The sequence below is a fragment of the Desulfopila sp. IMCC35006 genome (genome assembly GCF_005116645.1).
Lineage (GTDB): Bacteria > Desulfobacterota > Desulfobulbia > Desulfobulbales > Desulfocapsaceae > Desulforhopalus_A.
Map to the genome: position 1 here is coordinate 202212 of NZ_SWCM01000001.1, position 19802 is coordinate 222013.

The window sequence follows — 19802 nt, forward strand, 5'->3', positions numbered from 1 at the left end:
CCTGTCAGGCGTCGTGGCATCATTTATCCATCTTCAGATTACTCATGTCGAGATCACTGTCGTCCATCTTCATCTTGCTCATATCAAGATCACCGGCCGATGGTTGCACGAGCGGCTTGTCACTTCGAGGCTCCAGCATCTTCTGGATAGCCTCACGCAATCGGGACTCGGAATCAAACAGAAACTGGGCCGAGGTGACAATGGTGTCGCCCTCTTTCAACCCATCCAGAACCTGAAACGTATTGTGCTCCCCTTCCACCCCCAGCGTGACCTTGCGCGGTGCATATTTCCCATCGCCCAAAGCGACGAACACCACCTTGCGCAGCCCGGAATCGATGACCGCTTCCTGGGGGATCACCAGAGCCGCCGGATCGATCAGAGATTGAAGATAAACATTGGCATACATTTCGGGTTTCAGCAGTCCTTCCGGGTTATTGAAGGCCAGCCGGAGCTTTACCGTACGGGTCTGTGGATTAAGATAGGGATAGATAAAAAGAACGGTTCCTGCAAAGTGTTTGCCGGGCAGATAAGACAATTCCATCCCCGCCGGCATCTCTTTTTTGACAAACGGCAGCTCGTATTCATAGACCTCGACATCCACCCAGACCCTGGAGAGATCGGCGATCTCATATTGATGCATGCCGGCCTTGACGAAATGACCGGCAAGAGCGTCCTTTTGAATGACCACCCCGGTGGCCGGCGAATAGACGGTAATATTTTTTTTCACCGTGCCTTTCTTTTTCAACTGCCTGATCTGCTTCTCCTCAAGATCCCAGTACTCCAAGCGCTGCCGGGCCGCCTGCAGCAGTCTGTCGGCATTTTCCCGCACACTCGGATACGTGCTGGCCGCAAGACTTGCGGCCTGGGATTCGGCCAGCAGATATTCCTGCTGGGTGGTATAGAGCTCGGGGCTGTAAATATCGAAAAGAGGCTGCCCCCGGGTCACACTTTCGCCGACAAAATTGACATACAGTTTTTCGATCCAGCCATCAAATTTCAGGTTGACGGCATATATCCTGGTTTCATCATAGGTCACCGTACCCAGAGCACGGATCGACTTTGTCAATGCCATTCGCTTGACCGTCGCCGTCCGCACGCCCATATCCTGCTCGGTCACCGGATCGATTTTGATGGTCGATTCAGGAAGTTTCTCACCGTCTTTTTCCTGATAAACAGGGACGAGATCCATCCCCATGGGGGATTTTCCGGGCTCCTTGCGGATATAGGTCGGATCCATCGGTGCAACCCAGTATTTTATGACTTTGCCGTTCTTGGGATCGACGTCACCGGCCTTCAATCCAGCCAGGGTCGGCGGCAGAGCTGCGCCAAAGATAAACCATACGGCAATCAGTGTCTGGACTATCGGTTTCATTGCACGCCCTCCAGAGACGACAGCCTGGTGCCGACAATCTCTTCCAGTTCTGCCTGTTTCTTATAGATCTGAGATTTGTAATTTTCTGCCTTCAACTGAAAGCGCATCAGTCGGATACGGGCAGCGAGCATGGTATTAAACTCAACTTTGCCAACCGAGTATGCCGCCAGAGAGGCATCGGCGAGCTGCGCTGCCTGTACAGACAGGGCTTCATTAAACAGGGAGTAATTTTCTCTTGCTCCGGCAATCTCAGCCAGCACTCTGTCAATACTTTGCGGCAGAGTCTGGCTGAGCCCCAACAGTGATTTTTGTGCCGCGGCAAAACGCTTTTTGGCCGCGGCGAGTTTGCTGTCCTGACTGGTTGACTGCCAGAGCGGCACCGTCATGGCCACTGAGGCCGAGAGAAAATCGGGTCGATCTTCACGCTGGCCATAGCTGAGCTGCACATTAAAGTCAGGAAGATAGGCTTTTTCGGCCAGCTGTACCTCAACTTTAGCCCGGTCTCTTGCCACCTTTTTCTGCTGAACCAGTGGATTACTCTGGAGGGCGGCTCGGTTCAGCAGGCCTCGATCTGGAATTTTACCAGGTTCATCCAGGGCCAGGGGCCCGATGTGGTCGAAAAACTGACCTCGATTGAGCAGACTGCCGATCTGCGTGCGGATAACCTGCTCACGACTCGCCAGATTTACCCCTTCATCGAGAAGCTCAGAATGCTGCACCTGGCCGGCCAGAATATCCTGCTGCAAGCCTTCACCGGTGGCGTACCTTGTTTCCGCCACTCGAAGCATCTGGGTAACCAGGGCCTTAAGTTTTTCATTAATTTCCAGGCTCTTTATGGTATAGCCAAGGTCATACCAGGCTCCAGCCAGTTCTTTCGCTATCTCCAGTTTCCTGCTCCGGACCTGGTATTCCGCCTCCATAGCCTTGAGCTGACTGACCTGCTGCCGAAGATCAAGGGTGCCGAACCAGGGAAATTTCTGGGAGGCAAACAGCTGTTTCTGGGTCATTGGCTCCTGGTCAAAGGCAAAACTGTCAACCGGGAGATTGGCAACGCTCACTCCAACCACAGGGTCCTGCAGCGACCCGGCAAAAGGGGCTTCAGCCCGCAATGCCTGCGCATTTTCCGTCATACTGAGAAGTTCCTGATTGTTCTGGTATGCCTCTTCCACAAGCATGGCGAGGTCCGGTGCCGGTGCGGCAGCCTCGACAATAACAGCCGAAACGATGACCATACACACCACGACCAGCAACTGCCTGACAATTGCAATCATACACCCTCCTTTTTCTAAAAGCCTGGGCGACACACCTGTTGAGACATAGGTGCCGTATCATAATTTCACGATAAAACAGGGTAAAACTACAGAATGGTATCGAAACAACTGTTGTCAATACCTTGTCGCAACATCCTGTTTTTTCGTTGTAATTACTTTGTCAGATACATCTGAAAATATATGATAAAAACATTAAATGAGGAAGGTACAATGGAGGGTGTAGAGAGGTGCGGAGGGGAGATGAGCCAGCAATAATCCGGTGCGCCGTAATTCCGGTTTTATCGGCTGCATAATTGGCGAAAAGGAAGCTTCCTCGATCATCCCGCTAAATTCCAGAGATAATGAAGTTGAAACAAGGGCAGTATCTTTTGCGGCAATCGCCCCCCTGCAGCTGTTGAGCAGACAGCAACCCTGTCCGGAAGACAGATCATCGCCTGAAGCAGTACGCATTCCTGCTGTATGTTGCGTACACATACAGTCGGCCATCGGCATCTCTTTATGGCAACAGTTCGACAGCCTGCTTGCAGAGCTCAGTCCGACTAAGGGAAATACCAACAACAGGACAATAATAAAATACAGCACTTTTCGCATCGGCTCTCCTCTTGACATATTGCACATAGTAATTCAAATACGACATTGTGGCAATAGGACGGAGTGACTTTTACCAGCCGAGATTATCATGCAGCACAAGATATAGGGACCCACGGCGCCGGTGCCTGCATCGTGCACGACACTCGACATTCAGCACTGGTAATTTCAGCACAAATGATTACCATGCACTGCTCAGTCACAGAGCGGCGGCATACAGAACAGGTAACCTTTGGAGAATAAAATGGAAAACATTAAGATTAAAGGAATGAGCTGCCAGCATTGCGTTGGCTCAGTAAAAAAAGCCCTTGAAGCGGTCCCCGGCCTCTCACAGGTCAGCGTAAATCTTGACAAGGGAGAAGCCACCTACACCAACAACAATGTCCCCAGGGAACAGATCAGAGCGGCCATCAGCAAAATCGGTTTTGAGCCGGGCGAATAAAGTCCGGATAGGTTCAAATATTTTTTTATCCACATTCTATGACAATTCCGCCATCGCCAGAATAAACGCAGGATCAATGGTCGATGCAAGTTGTTCTATTGTTTACTGACTCGTGCCTTCTTCACTATTCCCATCATTCACAGGCTGATCGGCAGGACCATTCTCCTGCGGTGCATTTATTTCCTGCCCGGCAGATTCCTCACCGGCATTGACCGGCACTTCAGAAGGACCAGGTGCCTGCAATTCCGGCTGAGGATGATCCTGCGTTTCCGGCGATGCAGGATACATGTTCACAGGCTGTGCTGTCTTGCTTCGGCTGAGAACCCATATTTCGGCAATCTGTTTTGCCGCCTCGCTTCCCGCCTCCGCATTGGCCGGTCGGGTAGCAACCGACAAGGATTGATTGATCGTCAGGTTTTTCAGGCATTTCAGCAATGGCATATCGGTAAATGTCATGGTGATCGGCTCCGTCAGGTCCCCATGAAAATGCGCTTTGAAGCCGAACTCCTGTTGAATGCGCTGCAGCACATCGATAAGTGGAACATCAACCAGTTCGGCAGAGATCAACTGCTCCTGAAAAGTTATATCCATGGTCGGTGCTGCGGAAGGCTCGGCTGCCCAAGCCGGATTTATCTGGCCGGCAACAAATCCAAAAAAAATGGCGCACAGCCAGGTTTTCAGCAAGAAAAGAGATGAAACTTTTATATTCGATACGGTCATGACGATTCACCACGTTGAGATCTTCTGTTCACACCACATTCATCCCCCTGAGCGCTTTACCTGCCAGCCCCGTTTTGGCAACTCTAGACAGAGCATCTCCCGGTGATCCCCTTGAATTTCAATGCGGCCCTCTTTCACCGTACCTCCGGAGCCACACTTCCGTTTCAGATCCTGGGCCAGGGCTTGAAGCCCGGTTGCATCGAGGGGCACTCCGGAAATTATCGTCACCCCTTTTCCTTTCCGCCCCTTGGTCTCCCTGCCAATTCTGACGATGCCATCTCCTGCAGGGGCAGATTTTTGCGGCTTGCTGCCGGCTGGCCGGATCCTGCCGTGGTCGGTGGAATAGACTGTTGGATGCTCGTTCTTTTTCAATTCTCCCCCCTTCTTCAGTAAGAATTGACAATTTGATCAAAACAGAAAATAGTAGCCGCGAAGTAAATCGGTCCCTGCCCTTCCTTTCTTGTCCGGTCAAGCTCCATATGCTATCGTGGCCGACCAATAATAACAGGATAGAGAGAAAACAGCTAGCGGCAACCTGGAGATCTATGGTTACAATATATCAGGACTACGATGATGAACCCGAGGATGTCTTTCAGCCTCTGCCTGAACAACTTGCCAGTTCGTTCTACGCCCTTGAGATGGATGGCTACACTGCGGATATGAGCTTTTTCAAACCTCGTTTACCAAAACAGGGCGCTATCCTTGAGCTTGGGTGTGGTACCGGACGCATCGCCCGCAGACTGGCAGGAGAAAATTGTCCTGATCGTCTTGTTGTCGGCATAGATATCTCCCTGCCCATGCTGCAGCTGGCCATGCAGGCAAACCACTTCTGTGCGGACAAGCTCCGCTATATCTGCATGGATATGGCCCGACTGGCTTTTCTGATTGATTTTGCCGCAATCCTGATTCCCTACAATTCGCTCAATCTACTTGGTTCCGAAGCGCAGATTATGCAATGTCTGGATCGCTGCAGACATTTCCTGCAGCCCGGAGGCAAACTTCTGGCCCAGCTTTTTGCTCCGAGCAAAGAATTTATCCGGCAGCAAAAGACCTTCCAGTTTCAGCTGTTCGATCGCCCTGAAGGGGGGAAACTTATCAAAGAGATATGGAAACACTATATTCCGCAGACCCAATCGGTGCAGATAGAAGAGCGATTCCGGGTGCGGCCGATGCAGGCAGGCAAGGCGAACGAGGATTGGCACAGCATCTATACTGTCGCCGGGTTCTCTGCCGATCGATGGCTCGCTCTTTTCAGCAAGGCCGGGTTCGCACGGGTAGATATCTTTGGCGACTATTCCGGCGGATGTTATGACAAGGCAACGTCTTCCACCCTCCTTGCTGTCGCCACATTGTAATATTAAAAAAAAAGACTATCTTCTTGACCTAAATCAAAGATACGGCAGTGTATGTCGTGTATCCTCATTCTAACATCGATTGAGAAATGCAGCTCTCGCCTTCTTAATTGACCAATCCATCTAACAAGTATTCAGATAAGGAATACATAAACTCGACTCAGGAGGGTACCATGTTTTGTAATCAATGCGAGCAAACTGCCAAGGGAACCGGTTGTACCAAGATCGGCGTATGTGGCAAACCAGGTGATGTTGCAGCACTTCAAGATCTTCTAACCTATGCAGTGCAGGGCTTATCTCTGGTAGCCGTAGCCGGAAGAAAAGTCGGTCTTATCGACAATGCCGTCGACCGGTTCAGCCTCGAGGCCATTTTCTCCTGCCTTACCAATGTCGATTTTGACCCGGTTCGTTTCCAGGAGTTGATCAAAAAAACCGTTGCCTTACGTGACGCACTCAAAGTGAAGGTCATCGCCGCCGGCGGCAGTGTCGACTTCTCCGCCCCGGCCGCGTCATTTGCCCCCGCTGCGACCCTTGACGGCCTTATTACCCAGGGGCAGGATCTTGATTTCATCAATAAACTTGACGAAAACGAAGACCTGCGTTCTCTGAAACAGATCACCGTTTACGGTATGCGCGGACTTGCCGCCTACGCCGACCATGCCGCCATTCTCGGCCAGGAAGATGATTCCATCTATACCTATATTCATGAGACCATGGCGGAATTCACCAAGAGCGGACAAGGCCTGGAACAACTGGTCGGCCTGGCCATGAAATGCGGTGAAGTCAACCTCAAAGCCATGGAACTGCTTGATGCCGGGAATACCGGGACCTATGGTCATCCAACCCCGACCGAAGTACCTCTTGGCGCCAAAGCCGGCAAAGCAATTTTAATCACCGGCCATGACCTGAGAGATCTCGAATTATTGCTGAAACAAACCGAGGGCAAAGGTATAAACATATACACCCACGGTGAAATGCTGCCCTGTCATGGCTATCCGGAGCTGAAAAAATACCCCCATTTCCATGGCCATTTCGGCACCGCCTGGCAGAATCAGGCCAAAGAATTTCCCGAGTTCCCGGGTGCCATCCTGTTCACCACCAACTGCATCCAGAAACCTGCGGACAGCTACAAAGCGAACGTCTTTACCACGGGTCTGGTCGGCTGGCCGGAGCTGGTTCATATTGGCAGCGACAAGGACTTCACCCCGGTCATTAACCGTGCCCTGGCACTTCCCGGCTTCTCTGCGGACACGGATAAAGGCAGCGTCCTGGTAGGATTTGGCCGCAATACGGTTCTCGGTGTCGCCGACAAGGTGATTGAGGCGGTAAAGAGTAAGGCGATTCGTCATTTCTTCCTGGTCGGCGGCTGTGACGGCGCCAAACCAGGCCGTAACTATTACACCGAATTCGTTGAAAAAGTGCCCAACGACTGCATGATTTTAACGCTTGCTTGCGGTAAATTCCGGTTCTTTGACAAAAAGCTTGGCGATATCGGCGGCATCCCCCGCCTTCTCGATGTCGGCCAATGCAACGACGCGTATTCGGCAATCCAGATCGCGGTGGCCCTCGCCGGTGCTTTTGAATGCGGCGTCAATGACCTGCCGCTGTCGATGATACTATCCTGGTATGAGCAAAAGGCAGTAGTTATTCTGTTGACCCTTTTCAGCTTAGGGATAAAAGATATCCGCCTCGGACCCTCCCTGCCGGCCTTTATTTCGCCAAACGTTCTCAATGTGCTGGTAGAAAACTTTGACTGCAAGCCAATCGCGGCAACACCTGAGGAAGACCTGAAGACCATCCTCGGATAATTAATTATCCTTCCTGCTTTCAGGGCGTGGCGCGGTATCGTAATCGATGCCGCGCCTTTTTTATTTCAGCCTTACTCTTGCCGTACAATTTTCACTTTGACCACAATTATGCCGAAAAACCTTTATTTACTTCTCATCACTTGACCCAGATCAAGGATTTCTGGCTGTTCAGTGTTATTATTGAGACATAAACATTGCTTGTCTCCCCCGGAAAGACAGATATTGAATGGTCCCTGCGGGAAAAGCAGTCTACGACGATAGTGTTCTTCAGCCAAAAAAGAGGATAAAAGATATGAAACAGGTACGAAATATAATACAAATTGATGAAGAGTTATGTGATGGCTGCGGACAATGTGTGCCCGATTGCGCCGAAGGTTCGCTGAAGATTATTGACGGCAAAGCCAAACTTGTGGCCGACAAACTCTGTGATGGTCTGGGAGCCTGTCTCGGTTCCTGCCCGACCGGAGCCTTGAAGGTCATCCAGCGGGAAGCCGACGAATTTGACGAGGAGGCCGTAGAGATCTATCTGGAGCAGGAAAAGAAAATGGCGAAGACCCAGCAACCACCGACAACAATGGACTGCGGCTGCGCTTCGACCCATATCCAGTCATTTCCCCGTGCCGCAGCATCAGGCGGGTCGTCTTGTCAGTCTGCGAATATGCCAACAGAGCTTTCCGCTACAAAAACCGGCAGCTCCGCACTTTCCCACTGGCCGGTACAGATTCGCCTCATCCCTGCCAATGCACCTTTCCTGCAGAATGCCGATCTGCTGGTCGCGGCGGACTGTACAGCAGTGGCGGCTCGACACTTTCAGGAAAAATATCTGGACGGAAAAGCAGTAATGATGGGCTGTCCCAAGTTTGACGATGCAGAGAGTTATATCGAAAGATTTGCCGAAATTATCCGCAATTGCCACTTAAAAAGCCTGACAATTCTCATAATGGAAGTCCCGTGCTGTTCCGCCATGAATGTTATCATCAAAAAAGCAATCGAAAAAGCAGGACAAGCCGTGCCGGTGGAGCAGATAACCATCTCGACGAGAGGGGAAGAAATCTCGAGAAAAACCTGGTAACAGGGGGCAGGAAGCGAAGTTGGTAAAGTTTCAGATTCCCAGCAATGGGAATCTGAAACCAAACAAGGATGCTCCGCTTTGAATTACAGACCATCTTTTTTGTATCGTGACGTTGAACCTCAGCCTGATTCGGGTCAATCCCTGGGTTTCTAAGCTGCCAAGCAGCTCATTTGCGCAGGGGTCTCTCCGGTGACCCTCTCTGTGCAGTGTTCTGCGGGCAAACGAATGCATTCCCGCAGAACAGATCGAGTGTATCCCTATCAAACTTTAAATTTGCCAACTATCGCACTGAGTTCTTCTGCACTGGAATAAAGATCCTGAGCGCTGGCTTTCACGTCGTTGCTGCTTTTCGATATATTACGTGAGGCTTCAGATACTTCGGCAATATCCTGGGCAATACTCACTGAAACGACAGAACTCTGACTGACATTTTCATTTACCTCCTGGATACCCTGGCTGGCCTGGGCGATATTATTGGCAATCTCCTGAGTTGTGACGGCCTGTTCCTCTACTGCCGTTGCAATCGTTGCCACGATTTCATTAACGCCCGTCATGACTCCACTTATCTGCCCGATCTCAGTTTCCGCAGATTTGGTGGTGCTTAAAACATCAGTAATAACCGCTTTAATATCAAGCGTAGCTACGGCAGTTTGTTTTGCCAGTTCTTTAATTTCATTGGCGACAACCGCAAAGCCTTTCCCTGCTTCTCCCGCCCTGGCCGCTTCAATGGTTGCATTTAAGGCCAGGAGGTTGGTCTGCTCGGATATTTCAGTTATAGTTTCAGCTACTTTTCCTATCTTATTTGCCGCCACGCCAAGTTCGTTCATTTTTTCATGCGCACTTTGTGACTGGCCAACCGCTCCGCTTGCAACACCTCGAGCTTTTTCTGCGTTTTCTGCAATTTCTCTGATGGTAGCACTCATTTCTTCAGACGCCGCTGCAACCATCGATAAATTGGTGGAAGATTGCTCCATGGCCGCAGCCACAGTGTTAATATTGGCGCTCATTTCCTCAGATGCTGTAGCGACATTGGTCGAACGTTGCGAGGTATCTTCTGCCCCAGAGAGCAGATCATTGGAAATCTGGGCCAGCTTTGTTGAGCTCTCACTTACGTGTATTGAGTTGATCGATATCTGTTTAATAATGACCTGAAGTTTTTCAATAAACAAGTTAAACCATATGGCCATTTCGCCAATTTCATCCTTTGACTTAACAGCGAGCCGCATAGTGAGATCTCCTTCACCTTCGGCAATATCTTTCAGGCCGGCTACAGCAGCATTAATTGGCCGAGTTATGCTTTTCGAGGAGAAATATATTAAAAACCCAACCAAAAGCTGCGCGCCAAGTATAACAGCGATGAGGCTGTTACGAATCGCATTCGGCGATTTCAAGAATTCTTCTCGGTTTTGGGTCACCGCAATGCTCCAGCTTTTAATAGCAACAGGTGCATATCCAGCGATTTTATCGACACCTTTAAAAGTGTATTTTTGCACCCCTTTTTTCCCGGAGAGCATTTCCGTGGTAATGTGTTCCATCCCTTGCAAGGTCTTCAGGTCGAGGTCGAGAATAAACTTCTCATTGGGGTGAGAATTGATAATGCCGTTTTTATCAACCATAAACGCATAGCCGGTCTCTCCAATCTTTGCACCGGACACGATATTAATGAGTAAATCAGCTTTGACTGACATCCCAAACACACCCAGAAACTCCCCGGTACTGGATTTAACCGGGGCACAAACAACATAGATCATTTTTCCGGTGGATTTTGATTTTACGATTTCACCAGCGACGGTAGTTCCGGTCTTTTTGACTTCTTGAAAATAGTCACGACTCGAGATGTTCGAGCCTTTATATTCTTTGCCATCTGCAAGCTCGCCTGTTACCAGCAGACCACTTTCGTCCGTAACAAAAATACCCAGATAATTTCCGTCAAATACTTTGAATTTCCGCTTCATATCCTGCCTGAGCGAGGCTAAGTCTCCAGCAGCTCCTGCAACACCCAGTTCCTTAACTTTTTCCAGCACTCCAATCACATGTTCATCAGTGGCAAATGCACTGGCCGTCACCGTCTGCAAACGGATGGTTGTCTCAATTGTCTCGGCAAGTTTTTGAGCGTGCTCCTGCGCATTTTTTTCTGACAACTCCGACAGAGCATGGGTCGACTCAAAAATAGAAACTGCACCTACTATCAGCAGTGGGATCAGCACGGCAATACATCCGCCGAAAACGAGCCGGAAGGTGATGGAACGGAAGTTAATTTTTTTCATTTTTTCTCTTCATTAAAAATAATTATTAAACATGATGGTAAAACAACCACAATTGAACCGTAAAAAATTGTAGGTTAAATGCTTACAGAATACAAATTTTATTTCAAAAACATACTACAAATGTCCAACACACTGTAATTCAAACATTATTTGCAATTTTCCAATATCACACGCAACAGATATCCGACAATAGCAGCCTCAAAAAGGCTTACACATGATTCGATGCACAAGAAATAGGCAGAAGGGGTTGGCGAGTTTGAGGCTCCCCCTCAAAGGGAGGTCGAAACTGAAAGACAGGTGGATACAATGGAGGAACGTAATCCCTCAGGATGGACTACATTTTGTCAGAAATGTACGATCAGGCAGCGACTGATAAAAAAGCACGGTGAAGAGATAGAGAAAAAACGGAGCGCTATTTACCCCAGATAAGGCGAAATCCCGATGACGATTCAGTGAGATTTACGCCCAATGGCTGCAGAAGTTGGAACAGTGGCCTGCCAAAATAGAAAAGCTCCTCACTCACTTTCAGCTGAAAATCGACAGTGACCCGGGCTCGAAATTTCAGATCGCTCTGCACCCGCCGCTCCAGTTCATTTTTCTGTTCCCCCGACAAGTGACTCAGGTGGGATTGGAGATATCCCAGATCATCGCAGGGACAGATTCGTTCATGTTCCCTAATAAGGGTAATGAGCGGGTCGTCTTTATCAAGAATATCAAAGCGGCTGAGGGTATCCTTTTCCATGAGAGCGGAAATCTCCCCGATATCCCAGCATTTGAGCACCCGGCAGGCATAAGGCCTGTCTTTATAGACTGTGCAGCCCTGCGTATCGTCATAAAAGCAGCACTCCCACTGCCTTTTCTTGCCGACCAGTTTGACCAGTTCAACGCTCACCGGCTGGATTCTTTTGGCCAGGGGATTGTGGACCAGCTCGCCTTTTCTGATGGTGATCAAGCTGCTGACCGGTATTCTGCCGCTCCTGATCAGGTCGAGATCCTGGCTATGTAAAGCGGGCCCTCCCTGCTTACAGCAGGTGCCGCATTGTTTGCATGTCGTCTGTTCGGTTGTCATGGGTTTTTATGTTAAGACCGTATTTTTTTTGCCCCGGTGCCATGCAAATCAGACAATTTTCAGTCTTTTGTTGTGAAAAAAATCGAGATTCGCTATGGTTGGAGCATATTATTGTTTTACTGCGATGAACTCCCGTCCATGTTTTCCAGTTCCTGCCCAACGTACCATGCACATATGCCTCTACAAATCTTCGTTTTGCCCACGGTGTTATGTAACTAAAAAATATCTCCTCGAGATAACTGCACAGCATCCGGATATAGACGTGGAAATAATCGATGTGGCAACTGAACCACGACGAAGCTGGAATGAGGGGGTCAGGATGATCCCGGCACTCAAAATCGACGGCGATATTTTAAGCGCCCTGTTTATCAGCAGAACCGATATTACCGATTTCATCAACAAACATAAACGCTGATCTTACTCTCCTCCACAGCCATTTAACAGTCTCTTGAAGAAATTTCTTACAAACTCCCTCGGCATTCTCGATCTCGTCGCCTGGGCTCTGGTCCTCATTTTTTTTCTCGGGAGCGCCCTGTTCTTTGCGGGAAATGTTCCGCTTGCCGCGGTCGGCGCAGCGGGAATAATTGTCGACATGCTCTGTATCGGCTTTGCCATCGAAATACTCATAGAATGTCTCAAAAACAACAAGAGTATTGGCACATTAACCGGATTTATCACCAACGGTCCCGAAGCCGTTTGCCTGCTGGTTGGACTGCTGGTCGGCGACATTGTCTTTGCTGCGTCGACCCCGCTCGGATCCAATTTTATCAACCCCATACTGCTTTTTATTGCCGCAGGCATCTGCAGGCAAGTAATACAAACCTTTGCCATACATCGAATTTATACGGCGGTGACAGTTGGCAGCACGGCCATCTTTGCCGGCAGTTTCTTTCTGCTGAATCCCTCCCACTATATTTTCTGGTTGTCTGGCTGTGTATTGACCACGCTTATTTTATTCTTTTTTCGCCCCAAAGAAGAAGAGATACAAGAAAAAGAAGAGCACCACCACTTCAAGCCGAGCTACTGGATCATCCCGGCGATACTGGTCCTGACGGTATCCGGTTATTGTCTCGATCCGATTGTGTCCTTTGCAGCACACCACTCCCATGCCCCCAAAGGCGTCATCGGCTTTGTTGTTCTGGCCACCCTGACCAGCTGGCCGGAGTTCAAATCGTGCCTGGTTCTGCTCAACAGAGGCAAGCCACTGGCGGCGATACTCAATATAACCGTGTCGAATATAACCAACATATGGCTAGCCGCGATAGGCATCGCCACCTACCTTCTCGTTAAATAATTATCAGCCGGGACCAGAGCCGCGTCAATCTACGACAGCGGGTTCCGCTCTCTTGTCATGCGCATGTTTTTCCAGACGATTCAAACTGCTCAGGACCGCCTTGATCGAGGCAATAATTATATCGGTATCAACTCCAGTGCCCCAGCTGACCTGGCCGTTTGGTAACTGAATCTCGATATACGCTGCAGCCTTCGCGCTCGAACCGCCGGTTAAAGCATGCTCGTGGTAGCTGGTCAGCGTAAAATCGCCGGTCACCTCTTTTTTCAACGCCGAGCAGAAGGCATCCAAAGGACCATTACCGGACGCGGACACCATCATTTCCCGACCATGAACCAGCAGCGTCGACTCAACATCCGCCTGTGATCTTTTTTCTCCCTTATTCATATGTCGTTTAACGACATGAAAGGTATTGAGTTCATATGGAGAATCCAGAGCGAGATATTCGTTTTCAAATGTCTGGAAAATTTCACTGTGCAGCAATTCCCTCCCCTCTCTATCGGTAACTCCCTGGACAACTTTACCAAACTCCGGCTGCATTTCTTTCGGCAACTTGAAGCCAAAATCTTTTTCCAGCACATAGGCGACGCCGCCTTTCCCCGACTGGCTGTTGATGCGAATAATCGATTCATAGGTTCGCCCGACATCGGACGGATCGATCGTCAGATAGGGCACTGCCCATATGCCCGATTCCGTTTCCTCATATTCATGCATGCCTTTATTGATCGCATCCTGATGGGAGCCGGAAAATGCGGTATAAACAAGCTCGCCGGCATATGGATGTCGTGGGTGAACAGGCAGGCGGCAGACCCTTTCATAGATCTCAATCAGACCGTTAATATCGGTGATGTCAAGCTCCGGATCGACACCCTGGGTAAACATATTCAAAGCAAGGGTGATGATGTCAACATTACCGGTTCTCTCACCGTTGCCAAACAAGGTTCCTTCGACCCGCTCTCCTCCGGCCATGAGTGCCAGCTCGGTTGCAGCAACCGCACAGCCACGGTCATTGTGGGCATGAATACTTATTATAGCTGCATCTCGCCCGGACAGGTTGCGGCAGAACCACTCTATCTGGTCGGCGTATATATTGGGACTGGACAACTCGACTGTGGCAGGAAGATTGATAATTATTTTATTGTCTGGAGTCGGCTGCAGAACATTCATCACCGCTTCGCATACTTCCAGCGCAAAGTTTAACTCTGTACCGGTAAAACTCTCGGGGGAATATTCGTACCGAAAAACAGTTTCAGGATATTTTTTCTGTTCCTCTTTGAGAAGGTTTGCGCCGTGGACTGCGAGTTCAACAATCTCTTTTCGACTCATTTTAAAGACTGTTCTTCGCTGTAAGGTGGAGGTGGAATTATACAGATGGACGATAGCCTCTCTGGCCCCCGCGAGCGATGCAAAGGTTTTCTTGATCAGCGGCTCCCGTGCCTGAGTCAGTACTTGAATGAGCATCCCTTCCGGGATAAGATCTTGTTCAATAAGCAATCGGGTAAATTCATACTCAACCTGGGAAGCGGAAGGAAAACCAACCTCTATTTCTTTGAATCCAAGGCGGGTGAGCAGGCCAAACATTTCCAGCTTTTTTTCAAGACTCATCGGCTTGACCAGGGCCTGATTGCCATCTCGCAGATCGACGCTGCACCAGATGGGGGCCTTTTCTATCCTCTTTTCCGGCCAGGTACGATTCGGCAAATTAATCGTTGGATAGGGTCGATATTTTTTTACCAATGCAGGGTTCATATTTTCTCCTCGACAAGTTGAGTCTGGTAATTGACAATGACAAAAAAAAAGAGGCCACGGTTTTTCAACCGTGGCCTCTTGAGGTATGTCTTGCGTTTTAAATAAAACTACAACTCCTCCTCAGCCACGGAATCCGGCAACAGTAGACCACAGAGTAGAGCCAGGAGTGAGAGGAGTGAGTTTTTCGCGTGCATGTAGAGAGATTCTCTTAAATGTTAATCAAATGCTTCAATCGTCTCAGAGTAAACATCTTCAACCGAAGATGTCAAGCTGGTTTTTTGGTGCGTGCACAGATAACCGGTCGCTCTGCGTTCTGCACCTCTCACGAAGCGGTACCGTTTTTTTGCCGGAGGCTCTTATCCGTCAGAGTGCCAGACACAGGCAGATATGAACACAAGGCGTGCAGACTGCATACATTTTCGGGCCGCCGTCCCCGGATCCCCCTTTGCCGGTTGACAGATCGACTGTTGGCAGATATATTTTCTGCTCGCTCTAAATTCATTGGTTTTTCAACATGTTCTTCAACACCAATGAAAGTTTCATAATCATTATAAGGAAATACGTTGATGGGGAAAGTTACCGGCTCCCAGGCAGTCGTGAGATGCCTGCAGGAAGAGGGTGTGAAAATAATTTTTGGTTACCCTGGTGGCGCGGTCATTGATCTGTACGACGCCCTGATGGATGCCGATATTGAAAATGTTCTCGTTCGCCACGAACAGGGCGCAGTCCATGCTGCAGACGGTTTAGCCAGGGTGACAGGTCAAGTCGGCGTTGCCCTGCTCACCTCGGGCCCGGGAGCGACAAATGGTGTCACCGGAATTGCCACTGCCTACATGGACTCCATTCCTCTGGTTGTTCTCACGGGTCAGGTACCTCGGGCACTCATCGGCAACGATGCCTTTCAGGAAGTGGATATTGTCGGCATCACCAGGCCGTGTACAAAACACAACTATTTAGTCAGTAAAATTGAAGACTTAGTCCCAACTATCCGGGAGGCCTTTCATATTGCCCGCACGGGCCGTCCCGGTCCGGTGCTGGTAGACCTGCCCAAGGATCTCCTGGCCAGTCAACTGACATACCCGGAAAAAAAGGATGTTAACATGTTGAGCTATCAGCCAACATACAAACCGCATCCGATCCAGATTGAAAAAGCCTGCAAGAAAATTATAAAAGCCACAAAACCGGTGCTCTATGTAGGAGGTGGCGTCATCTTATCCGATGCGTCCAGGGAGTTGACCGAACTGGCCATAAAGCTCAATATCCCGGTAACCATGACCTTGATGGGCCTTGGTGCTTTCCCCGGTACCCATGAACTTTCCATGGGCATGCTTGGCATGCACGGGACGTACACGGCGAATATGGCCGTTGCCGAGTGCGATCTTTTAATCGCCGTCGGTGCCCGTTTTGATGACAGAGTTACGGGTAAATTGGCGGAATTCGCCTCTCAGGCCGAAATCATCCATATAGATATCGATCCCACCTCCATCAGTAAAAATGTTAAGGTCCATATTCCCATAGTGGCAGATTGCAAAAACGCTCTTACCGCCATTAATGACTGGTTTGCTACCAAAGCTAATATTAATCTGGAAGAGGAAGCGGCAAGACACAGACCGTGGTTTGACCTCATCCGCCAATGGACCATTGATCACCCACTCTGCTACAAGGAAAATAACGACATCATAAAACCACAGTACGTTATTGAAATGCTCCATAAATGTACCGGTGGCCAGGCTATAATAACAACCGAGGTCGGCCAGAATCAGATGTGGGCGGCCCAGTTCTATAAATTCGATCATCCCCGGCATTTTGTTACCTCCGGTGGCCTCGGTACCATGGGCTTTGGCCTTCCGGCTGCCATTGGCGCGCAAATGGCCTATCCGGATAAGACCGTAATCGACATTGCCGGGGATGGCTCTATTCAGATGAATATTCAGGAACTGGCCACGGCCAGGCAGTATAAGTGTCCGGTCAAGGTCGCAATATTGAATAACAGCTATCTCGGCATGGTACGCCAGTGGCAGGAGTTGTTCTATGCCAAACGATACGCTTCAACAACCATGGATGTCACTCCTGATTTTGTCGATCTGGCCAGGGCCTACGGCGCAGTCGGCCTCAGAGCCACGACAAAAAGTGAGGTGGAACCGGTGATCAAAGAGGCCCTGGCAACCAACAACACGGTTATCATGGATTTTAAAATTGAAAAGGAAGAAGGTGTCTACCCCATGGTGCCTGCCGGAAAATCGAACACCGAAATGCTGCTCGTTTAGTGAATTAGAAATAATTTTCTTGTGTTTTGTACAAGAAAATTATTTCGTGAATGAACTTATCCCGCAAATCTTTTGGGCGGGATTAGTGATTTATATTTGAATTTATTACATCCAGGATCATGTAGATGAAACACACAATTTCTGTACTTCTGCAAAATAAACCGGGAGTACTCTCCCGGGTAACCGGCCTGTTCAGTGGTCGTGGCTTTAACATCGAAAGTCTGTGCGTGGCAGAAACACTTGACCCTGGCGTTTCTTCTCTCACCGTTGTCTCAAGAGGGGACAATTCCGTCGTTGAGCAAATTACCAAGCAGCTGCATAAGTTGATCGACGTCATTAAAGTGACGGATATCACCGACAAGGAATATGTCGAACGCGAAATGGTACTGATCCGGATGAAGGCAGAAGCCCATACCCGGGCCGAGGTACTGCGGGTTGTCGACATTTTCCGGGGCAAAGTTGTCGATGTTAGCGCGAAGAGCTATGCGGTAGAGCTGACGGGTTCGGCATCAAAAATCCAGGCTGTCATTGACATTCTGCGCCCCATAGGCATTAAAGAAATCGTACGAACCGGCATCATCGCCATGTCTCGGGCAAATAAAACCAAATAAGACACTTTTAAAAATAAGGTATACATTGCAATGCTTACTCCACAAGTGCCGGTAGCCAAGGAAGGATATCCATTCATCGGCTTCGCGGCCTTTTGTACTCTTGTCCTGGCTTTATTGGGTCTGCCCGTTGCTGCGACTCTTGGCTTTATGGCCACCACGTTCATCCTCTGCTTCTTTCGAGATCCGGAACGCTTAGGACCGACCAGCCCTGAGGCGCTCGTCTCTCCTGCTGATGGGAAAGTCATCCATGTCGAAAAGATTCCGGACAATTCTTTTACCGGGGAAGAAACGCAGAAGATATCTATTTTCATGAATGTTTTCAATGTCCATGTCAATCGTATCCCCTGCCAGGGCCAAGTCGAAAAAGTAATCTACAAACCCGGTAAATTCTACGCAGCAGACAGTGTCAAGAGCGGTCTGGAAAATGAATATTGTGCAACCGTTATAACCACTCCCGCAGGAAAGACCCTGGCATTTGTTCAGATAGCCGGCCTGATCGCCAGAAGAATTGTCTGCTGGCTCGAACCTGGCGATGCAGTGGTCCGGGGCAGACGGTTCGGCCTCATTCGGTTCGGCTCCCGGGTTGATCTCTACCTGCCGGTTGAGACGGAGATCATTATCAAAGTGGGCGACAAGGTTCGTGCCGGGGAAACTGTTCTTGGCTATCTCCAGTAATTGTCAGCATAATACGCTCCCCCTTACTTGCTCTGCACAAGGCAGAAAATCTTAACGGTCGTCGGACATTTGAGAATTATTGGCGGAACGGCGAAAGGCCGTAAATTAGTACCTCCTCCCCTGCACGAAAAAAGTATCCGCCCTACCTCCGATAGAGCGCGAGAGGCTCTTTTCAACATACTTGGCGATGAGGTCCGGCAGGCGAAGGTTCTCGATCTTTTTGCCGGCACCGGTGCTTTGGGACTCGAAGCTTTTAGCCGTAACGCTCAATTCGTCGTATTTATAGACAATAATGCTTTGGCATTGCAATTGATCAAAAAAAATATTCTCCTCTGCCTCACCGGATATACAGGAGAGGGTGAACTGCGTGTTGTCCAGCATGATTTGACCAGCAATATCCCGCCGCACAAGTTACCCAAAGAAACCAGGTCAGGATTCGATCTCATTTTTGCCGACCCACCCTATGCTCAGGACATATCTTTTTCTATACTTGAATTCGTAAACAATAGTAGCCTTTTAGCTCAGAATGGCCTACTTATAGTTGAGGAAAGGCGTACAGTGGAATTACCAGCATGTCTGACAAAACTTGAACGAACCGACAGACGCGTTTATGGTCAGGCAGCGTTTACTTTTTATAGAAAATCCGGCAAATTGTGACAACACCTGATAATTTTAATCGTCCCCATTAATTCTAGACAAGAGAGTACAATGACCGGCCAGCAAATCCACAAACCATCTATCGCGATCTACCCGGGAACATTCGACCCGATCACCAACGGGCATATCGACATCATTGACAGGGCACTCAATCTCTTCGATAGCTTAATTATCGCGGTTGCCGTAAACTCTGCAAAAGATCCAGTATTTACCCTGAAAGAACGAATCCGGATGATTGAAGAATCATTTGAAGGCAGACAGCGAATCCAGGTGCAATCCGTTTCGGGGCTACTTGTCGACTATGCCTATCAGCAGAACGCCAAGGCTATTGTTCGCGGGATTCGTGCCGTGTCGGATTTTGATTATGAATTCCAGTTGGCCCTCATGAATCGAAAACTCAAACGGGAAGTCGAATCGGTGTTTCTCATGCCCGGTTTCCGCTGGATTTACATCAGTTCATCGATCATCAAGGATGCTGCGCGAAACGGCGGGGATGTCAGCGACCTGGTACCCAGCCACGTCAATAAGATGCTGATCGACAAGTTTTCCTCAGTCAAACAGACCATGAGAGCATAACCAGCCGAATTGTTC

At 49.3% G+C, this 19802-nt stretch carries 19 protein-coding genes; 11 read left to right on the forward strand and 8 right to left on the reverse strand.

Features of this window, described 5'->3' with window-relative positions; all coding sequences use genetic code 11:
- Window positions 1-19 precede the first annotated feature (19 nt).
- The 3 genes from FCL47_RS00870 to FCL47_RS00880 form a co-directional block, all read right to left on the reverse strand.
- The gene (locus FCL47_RS00870) at window positions 20-1372 is read right to left on the reverse strand and encodes an efflux RND transporter periplasmic adaptor subunit (RefSeq protein WP_136811565.1); all 1353 of its coding nucleotides are present in this window, start codon (window positions 1370-1372) and stop codon (window positions 20-22) included.
- Entirely contained in the window at window positions 1369-2643 is a 1275-nt protein-coding gene (locus FCL47_RS00875; protein ID WP_136811566.1) for a TolC family protein, read from the reverse strand. Before FCL47_RS00875 ends, FCL47_RS00870 begins: the two co-directional genes overlap by 4 nt.
- Before the next feature lie 192 nt (window positions 2644-2835).
- Window positions 2836-3234, reverse strand: a complete 399-nt coding sequence (locus FCL47_RS00880) for a hypothetical protein (RefSeq protein ID WP_136811567.1) — start codon at window positions 3232-3234, stop codon at window positions 2836-2838.
- Between the two features lie 241 nt (window positions 3235-3475).
- On the opposite strand from FCL47_RS00880, the gene FCL47_RS00885 reads away from it, so the two are divergent.
- Window positions 3476-3673, forward strand: coding sequence for a heavy-metal-associated domain-containing protein (locus FCL47_RS00885; RefSeq protein ID WP_136811568.1), 198 nt, complete (start codon window positions 3476-3478; stop codon window positions 3671-3673).
- A gap of 102 nt (window positions 3674-3775) precedes the next feature.
- On the opposite strand, the gene FCL47_RS00890 is transcribed toward FCL47_RS00885, so the two are convergent.
- Window positions 3776-4393: a hypothetical protein gene (locus FCL47_RS00890; RefSeq protein WP_136811569.1), complete on the reverse strand. Its 618-nt coding sequence runs from the start codon at window positions 4391-4393 to the stop codon at window positions 3776-3778.
- A gap of 39 nt (window positions 4394-4432) precedes the next feature.
- Window positions 4433-4765, reverse strand: coding sequence for a stress response translation initiation inhibitor YciH (gene yciH, locus FCL47_RS00895; protein ID WP_240744089.1), 333 nt, complete (start codon window positions 4763-4765; stop codon window positions 4433-4435).
- 173 nt (window positions 4766-4938) lie between these two features.
- Here yciH and FCL47_RS00900 point away from each other — a divergent pair, with 173 nt between their 5' ends.
- The 3 genes from FCL47_RS00900 to FCL47_RS00910 all read left to right on the forward strand — a co-directional run bounded on the left by FCL47_RS00900 (window position 4939) and on the right by FCL47_RS00910 (window position 8625).
- Window positions 4939-5748, forward strand: coding sequence for a class I SAM-dependent methyltransferase (locus tag FCL47_RS00900; RefSeq protein ID WP_167496311.1), 810 nt, complete (start codon window positions 4939-4941; stop codon window positions 5746-5748).
- A 170-nt stretch (window positions 5749-5918) separates the two neighbouring features.
- The gene (gene hcp / locus FCL47_RS00905; RefSeq protein WP_136811572.1) at window positions 5919-7553 is read left to right on the forward strand and encodes a hydroxylamine reductase; all 1635 of its coding nucleotides are present in this window, start codon (window positions 5919-5921) and stop codon (window positions 7551-7553) included.
- Window positions 7554-7845: 292 nt separating this feature from the next.
- Window positions 7846-8625, forward strand: a complete 780-nt coding sequence (locus FCL47_RS00910) for an ATP-binding protein (RefSeq protein WP_136811573.1) — start codon at window positions 7846-7848, stop codon at window positions 8623-8625.
- A gap of 260 nt (window positions 8626-8885) precedes the next feature.
- Here the strand turns inward: FCL47_RS00910 and FCL47_RS00915 are convergent, their stop codons facing one another.
- Both FCL47_RS00915 and FCL47_RS00920 read right to left on the reverse strand, forming a co-directional pair.
- The gene (locus FCL47_RS00915; RefSeq protein WP_240744090.1) at window positions 8886-10892 is read right to left on the reverse strand and encodes a methyl-accepting chemotaxis protein; all 2007 of its coding nucleotides are present in this window, start codon (window positions 10890-10892) and stop codon (window positions 8886-8888) included.
- Between the two features lie 412 nt (window positions 10893-11304).
- Window positions 11305-11961 carry a YkgJ family cysteine cluster protein gene (locus tag FCL47_RS00920; protein WP_136811574.1) on the reverse strand — a complete coding sequence of 219 codons (657 nt, stop codon included), beginning with the start codon at window positions 11959-11961 and terminating at the stop codon, window positions 11305-11307.
- A gap of 166 nt (window positions 11962-12127) precedes the next feature.
- Here FCL47_RS00920 and FCL47_RS00925 point away from each other — a divergent pair, with 166 nt between their 5' ends.
- Window positions 12128-12376: a thioredoxin family protein gene (locus FCL47_RS00925; protein ID WP_240744125.1), complete on the forward strand. Its 249-nt coding sequence runs from the start codon at window positions 12128-12130 to the stop codon at window positions 12374-12376.
- Window positions 12377-12409: 33 nt separating this feature from the next.
- Complete coding sequence (locus FCL47_RS00930) at window positions 12410-13255, forward strand: sodium:proton exchanger (protein ID WP_136811576.1); 846 nt, start codon at window positions 12410-12412, stop codon at window positions 13253-13255.
- Between the two features lie 24 nt (window positions 13256-13279).
- On the opposite strand, the gene leuA is transcribed toward FCL47_RS00930, so the two are convergent.
- On the reverse strand, window positions 13280-15001 hold the full coding sequence (gene leuA / locus FCL47_RS00935) for a 2-isopropylmalate synthase (RefSeq protein WP_136811577.1): 1722 nt from the start codon (window positions 14999-15001) through the stop codon (window positions 13280-13282).
- Window positions 15002-15567: 566 nt separating this feature from the next.
- On the opposite strand from leuA, the gene ilvB reads away from it, so the two are divergent.
- The 5 genes from ilvB (at window position 15568) to coaD (ending at window position 19787) form a co-directional block, all read left to right on the forward strand.
- Complete coding sequence (gene ilvB, locus FCL47_RS00940; protein ID WP_136811578.1) at window positions 15568-17268, forward strand: biosynthetic-type acetolactate synthase large subunit; 1701 nt, start codon at window positions 15568-15570, stop codon at window positions 17266-17268.
- A 125-nt stretch (window positions 17269-17393) separates the two neighbouring features.
- On the forward strand, window positions 17394-17879 hold the full coding sequence (ilvN, locus tag FCL47_RS00945) for an acetolactate synthase small subunit (RefSeq protein WP_136811579.1): 486 nt from the start codon (window positions 17394-17396) through the stop codon (window positions 17877-17879).
- Window positions 17880-17909: 30 nt separating this feature from the next.
- The gene (locus FCL47_RS00950; protein WP_136811580.1) at window positions 17910-18554 is read left to right on the forward strand and encodes a phosphatidylserine decarboxylase family protein; all 645 of its coding nucleotides are present in this window, start codon (window positions 17910-17912) and stop codon (window positions 18552-18554) included.
- Window positions 18555-18581: 27 nt separating this feature from the next.
- On the forward strand, window positions 18582-19211 hold the full coding sequence (gene rsmD, locus FCL47_RS00955; RefSeq protein WP_136811581.1) for a 16S rRNA (guanine(966)-N(2))-methyltransferase RsmD: 630 nt from the start codon (window positions 18582-18584) through the stop codon (window positions 19209-19211).
- A 51-nt stretch (window positions 19212-19262) separates the two neighbouring features.
- Window positions 19263-19787 (forward strand): pantetheine-phosphate adenylyltransferase, encoded by a 525-nt coding sequence (gene coaD / locus FCL47_RS00960; protein ID WP_136811582.1) that lies wholly within the window; start codon window positions 19263-19265, stop codon window positions 19785-19787.
- The last annotated feature ends 15 nt before the right edge of the window (window positions 19788-19802 follow it).

What these genes read in the sequence shown, in the direction of transcription:
- FCL47_RS00870 (WP_136811565.1), bottom strand. Translation starts at nt 1,372, where the DNA reads ATGAAACCGATAGTCCAGACACTGATTGCCGTATGGTTTATCTTTGGC.
- FCL47_RS00875 (WP_136811566.1), bottom strand. Translation starts at nt 2,643, where the DNA reads ATGATTGCAATTGTCAGGCAGTTGCTGGTCGTGGTGTGTATGGTCATC.
- FCL47_RS00880 (WP_136811567.1), bottom strand. Translation starts at nt 3,234, where the DNA reads ATGCGAAAAGTGCTGTATTTTATTATTGTCCTGTTGTTGGTATTTCCC.
- FCL47_RS00885 (WP_136811568.1), top strand. Translation starts at nt 3,476, where the DNA reads ATGGAAAACATTAAGATTAAAGGAATGAGCTGCCAGCATTGCGTTGGC.
- FCL47_RS00890 (WP_136811569.1), bottom strand. Translation starts at nt 4,393, where the DNA reads ATGACCGTATCGAATATAAAAGTTTCATCTCTTTTCTTGCTGAAAACC.
- FCL47_RS00900 (WP_167496311.1), top strand. Translation starts at nt 4,939, where the DNA reads ATGGTTACAATATATCAGGACTACGATGATGAACCCGAGGATGTCTTT.
- hcp (WP_136811572.1), top strand. Translation starts at nt 5,919, where the DNA reads ATGTTTTGTAATCAATGCGAGCAAACTGCCAAGGGAACCGGTTGTACC.
- FCL47_RS00910 (WP_136811573.1), top strand. Translation starts at nt 7,846, where the DNA reads ATGAAACAGGTACGAAATATAATACAAATTGATGAAGAGTTATGTGAT.
- FCL47_RS00915 (WP_240744090.1), bottom strand. Translation starts at nt 10,892, where the DNA reads ATGAAAAAAATTAACTTCCGTTCCATCACCTTCCGGCTCGTTTTCGGC.
- FCL47_RS00920 (WP_136811574.1), bottom strand. Translation starts at nt 11,961, where the DNA reads ATGACAACCGAACAGACGACATGCAAACAATGCGGCACCTGCTGTAAG.
- FCL47_RS00925 (WP_240744125.1), top strand. Translation starts at nt 12,128, where the DNA reads ATGCACATATGCCTCTACAAATCTTCGTTTTGCCCACGGTGTTATGTA.
- leuA (WP_136811577.1), bottom strand. Translation starts at nt 15,001, where the DNA reads ATGAACCCTGCATTGGTAAAAAAATATCGACCCTATCCAACGATTAAT.
- ilvB (WP_136811578.1), top strand. Translation starts at nt 15,568, where the DNA reads ATGGGGAAAGTTACCGGCTCCCAGGCAGTCGTGAGATGCCTGCAGGAA.
- ilvN (WP_136811579.1), top strand. Translation starts at nt 17,394, where the DNA reads ATGAAACACACAATTTCTGTACTTCTGCAAAATAAACCGGGAGTACTC.
- FCL47_RS00950 (WP_136811580.1), top strand. Translation starts at nt 17,910, where the DNA reads ATGCTTACTCCACAAGTGCCGGTAGCCAAGGAAGGATATCCATTCATC.
- coaD (WP_136811582.1), top strand. Translation starts at nt 19,263, where the DNA reads ATGACCGGCCAGCAAATCCACAAACCATCTATCGCGATCTACCCGGGA.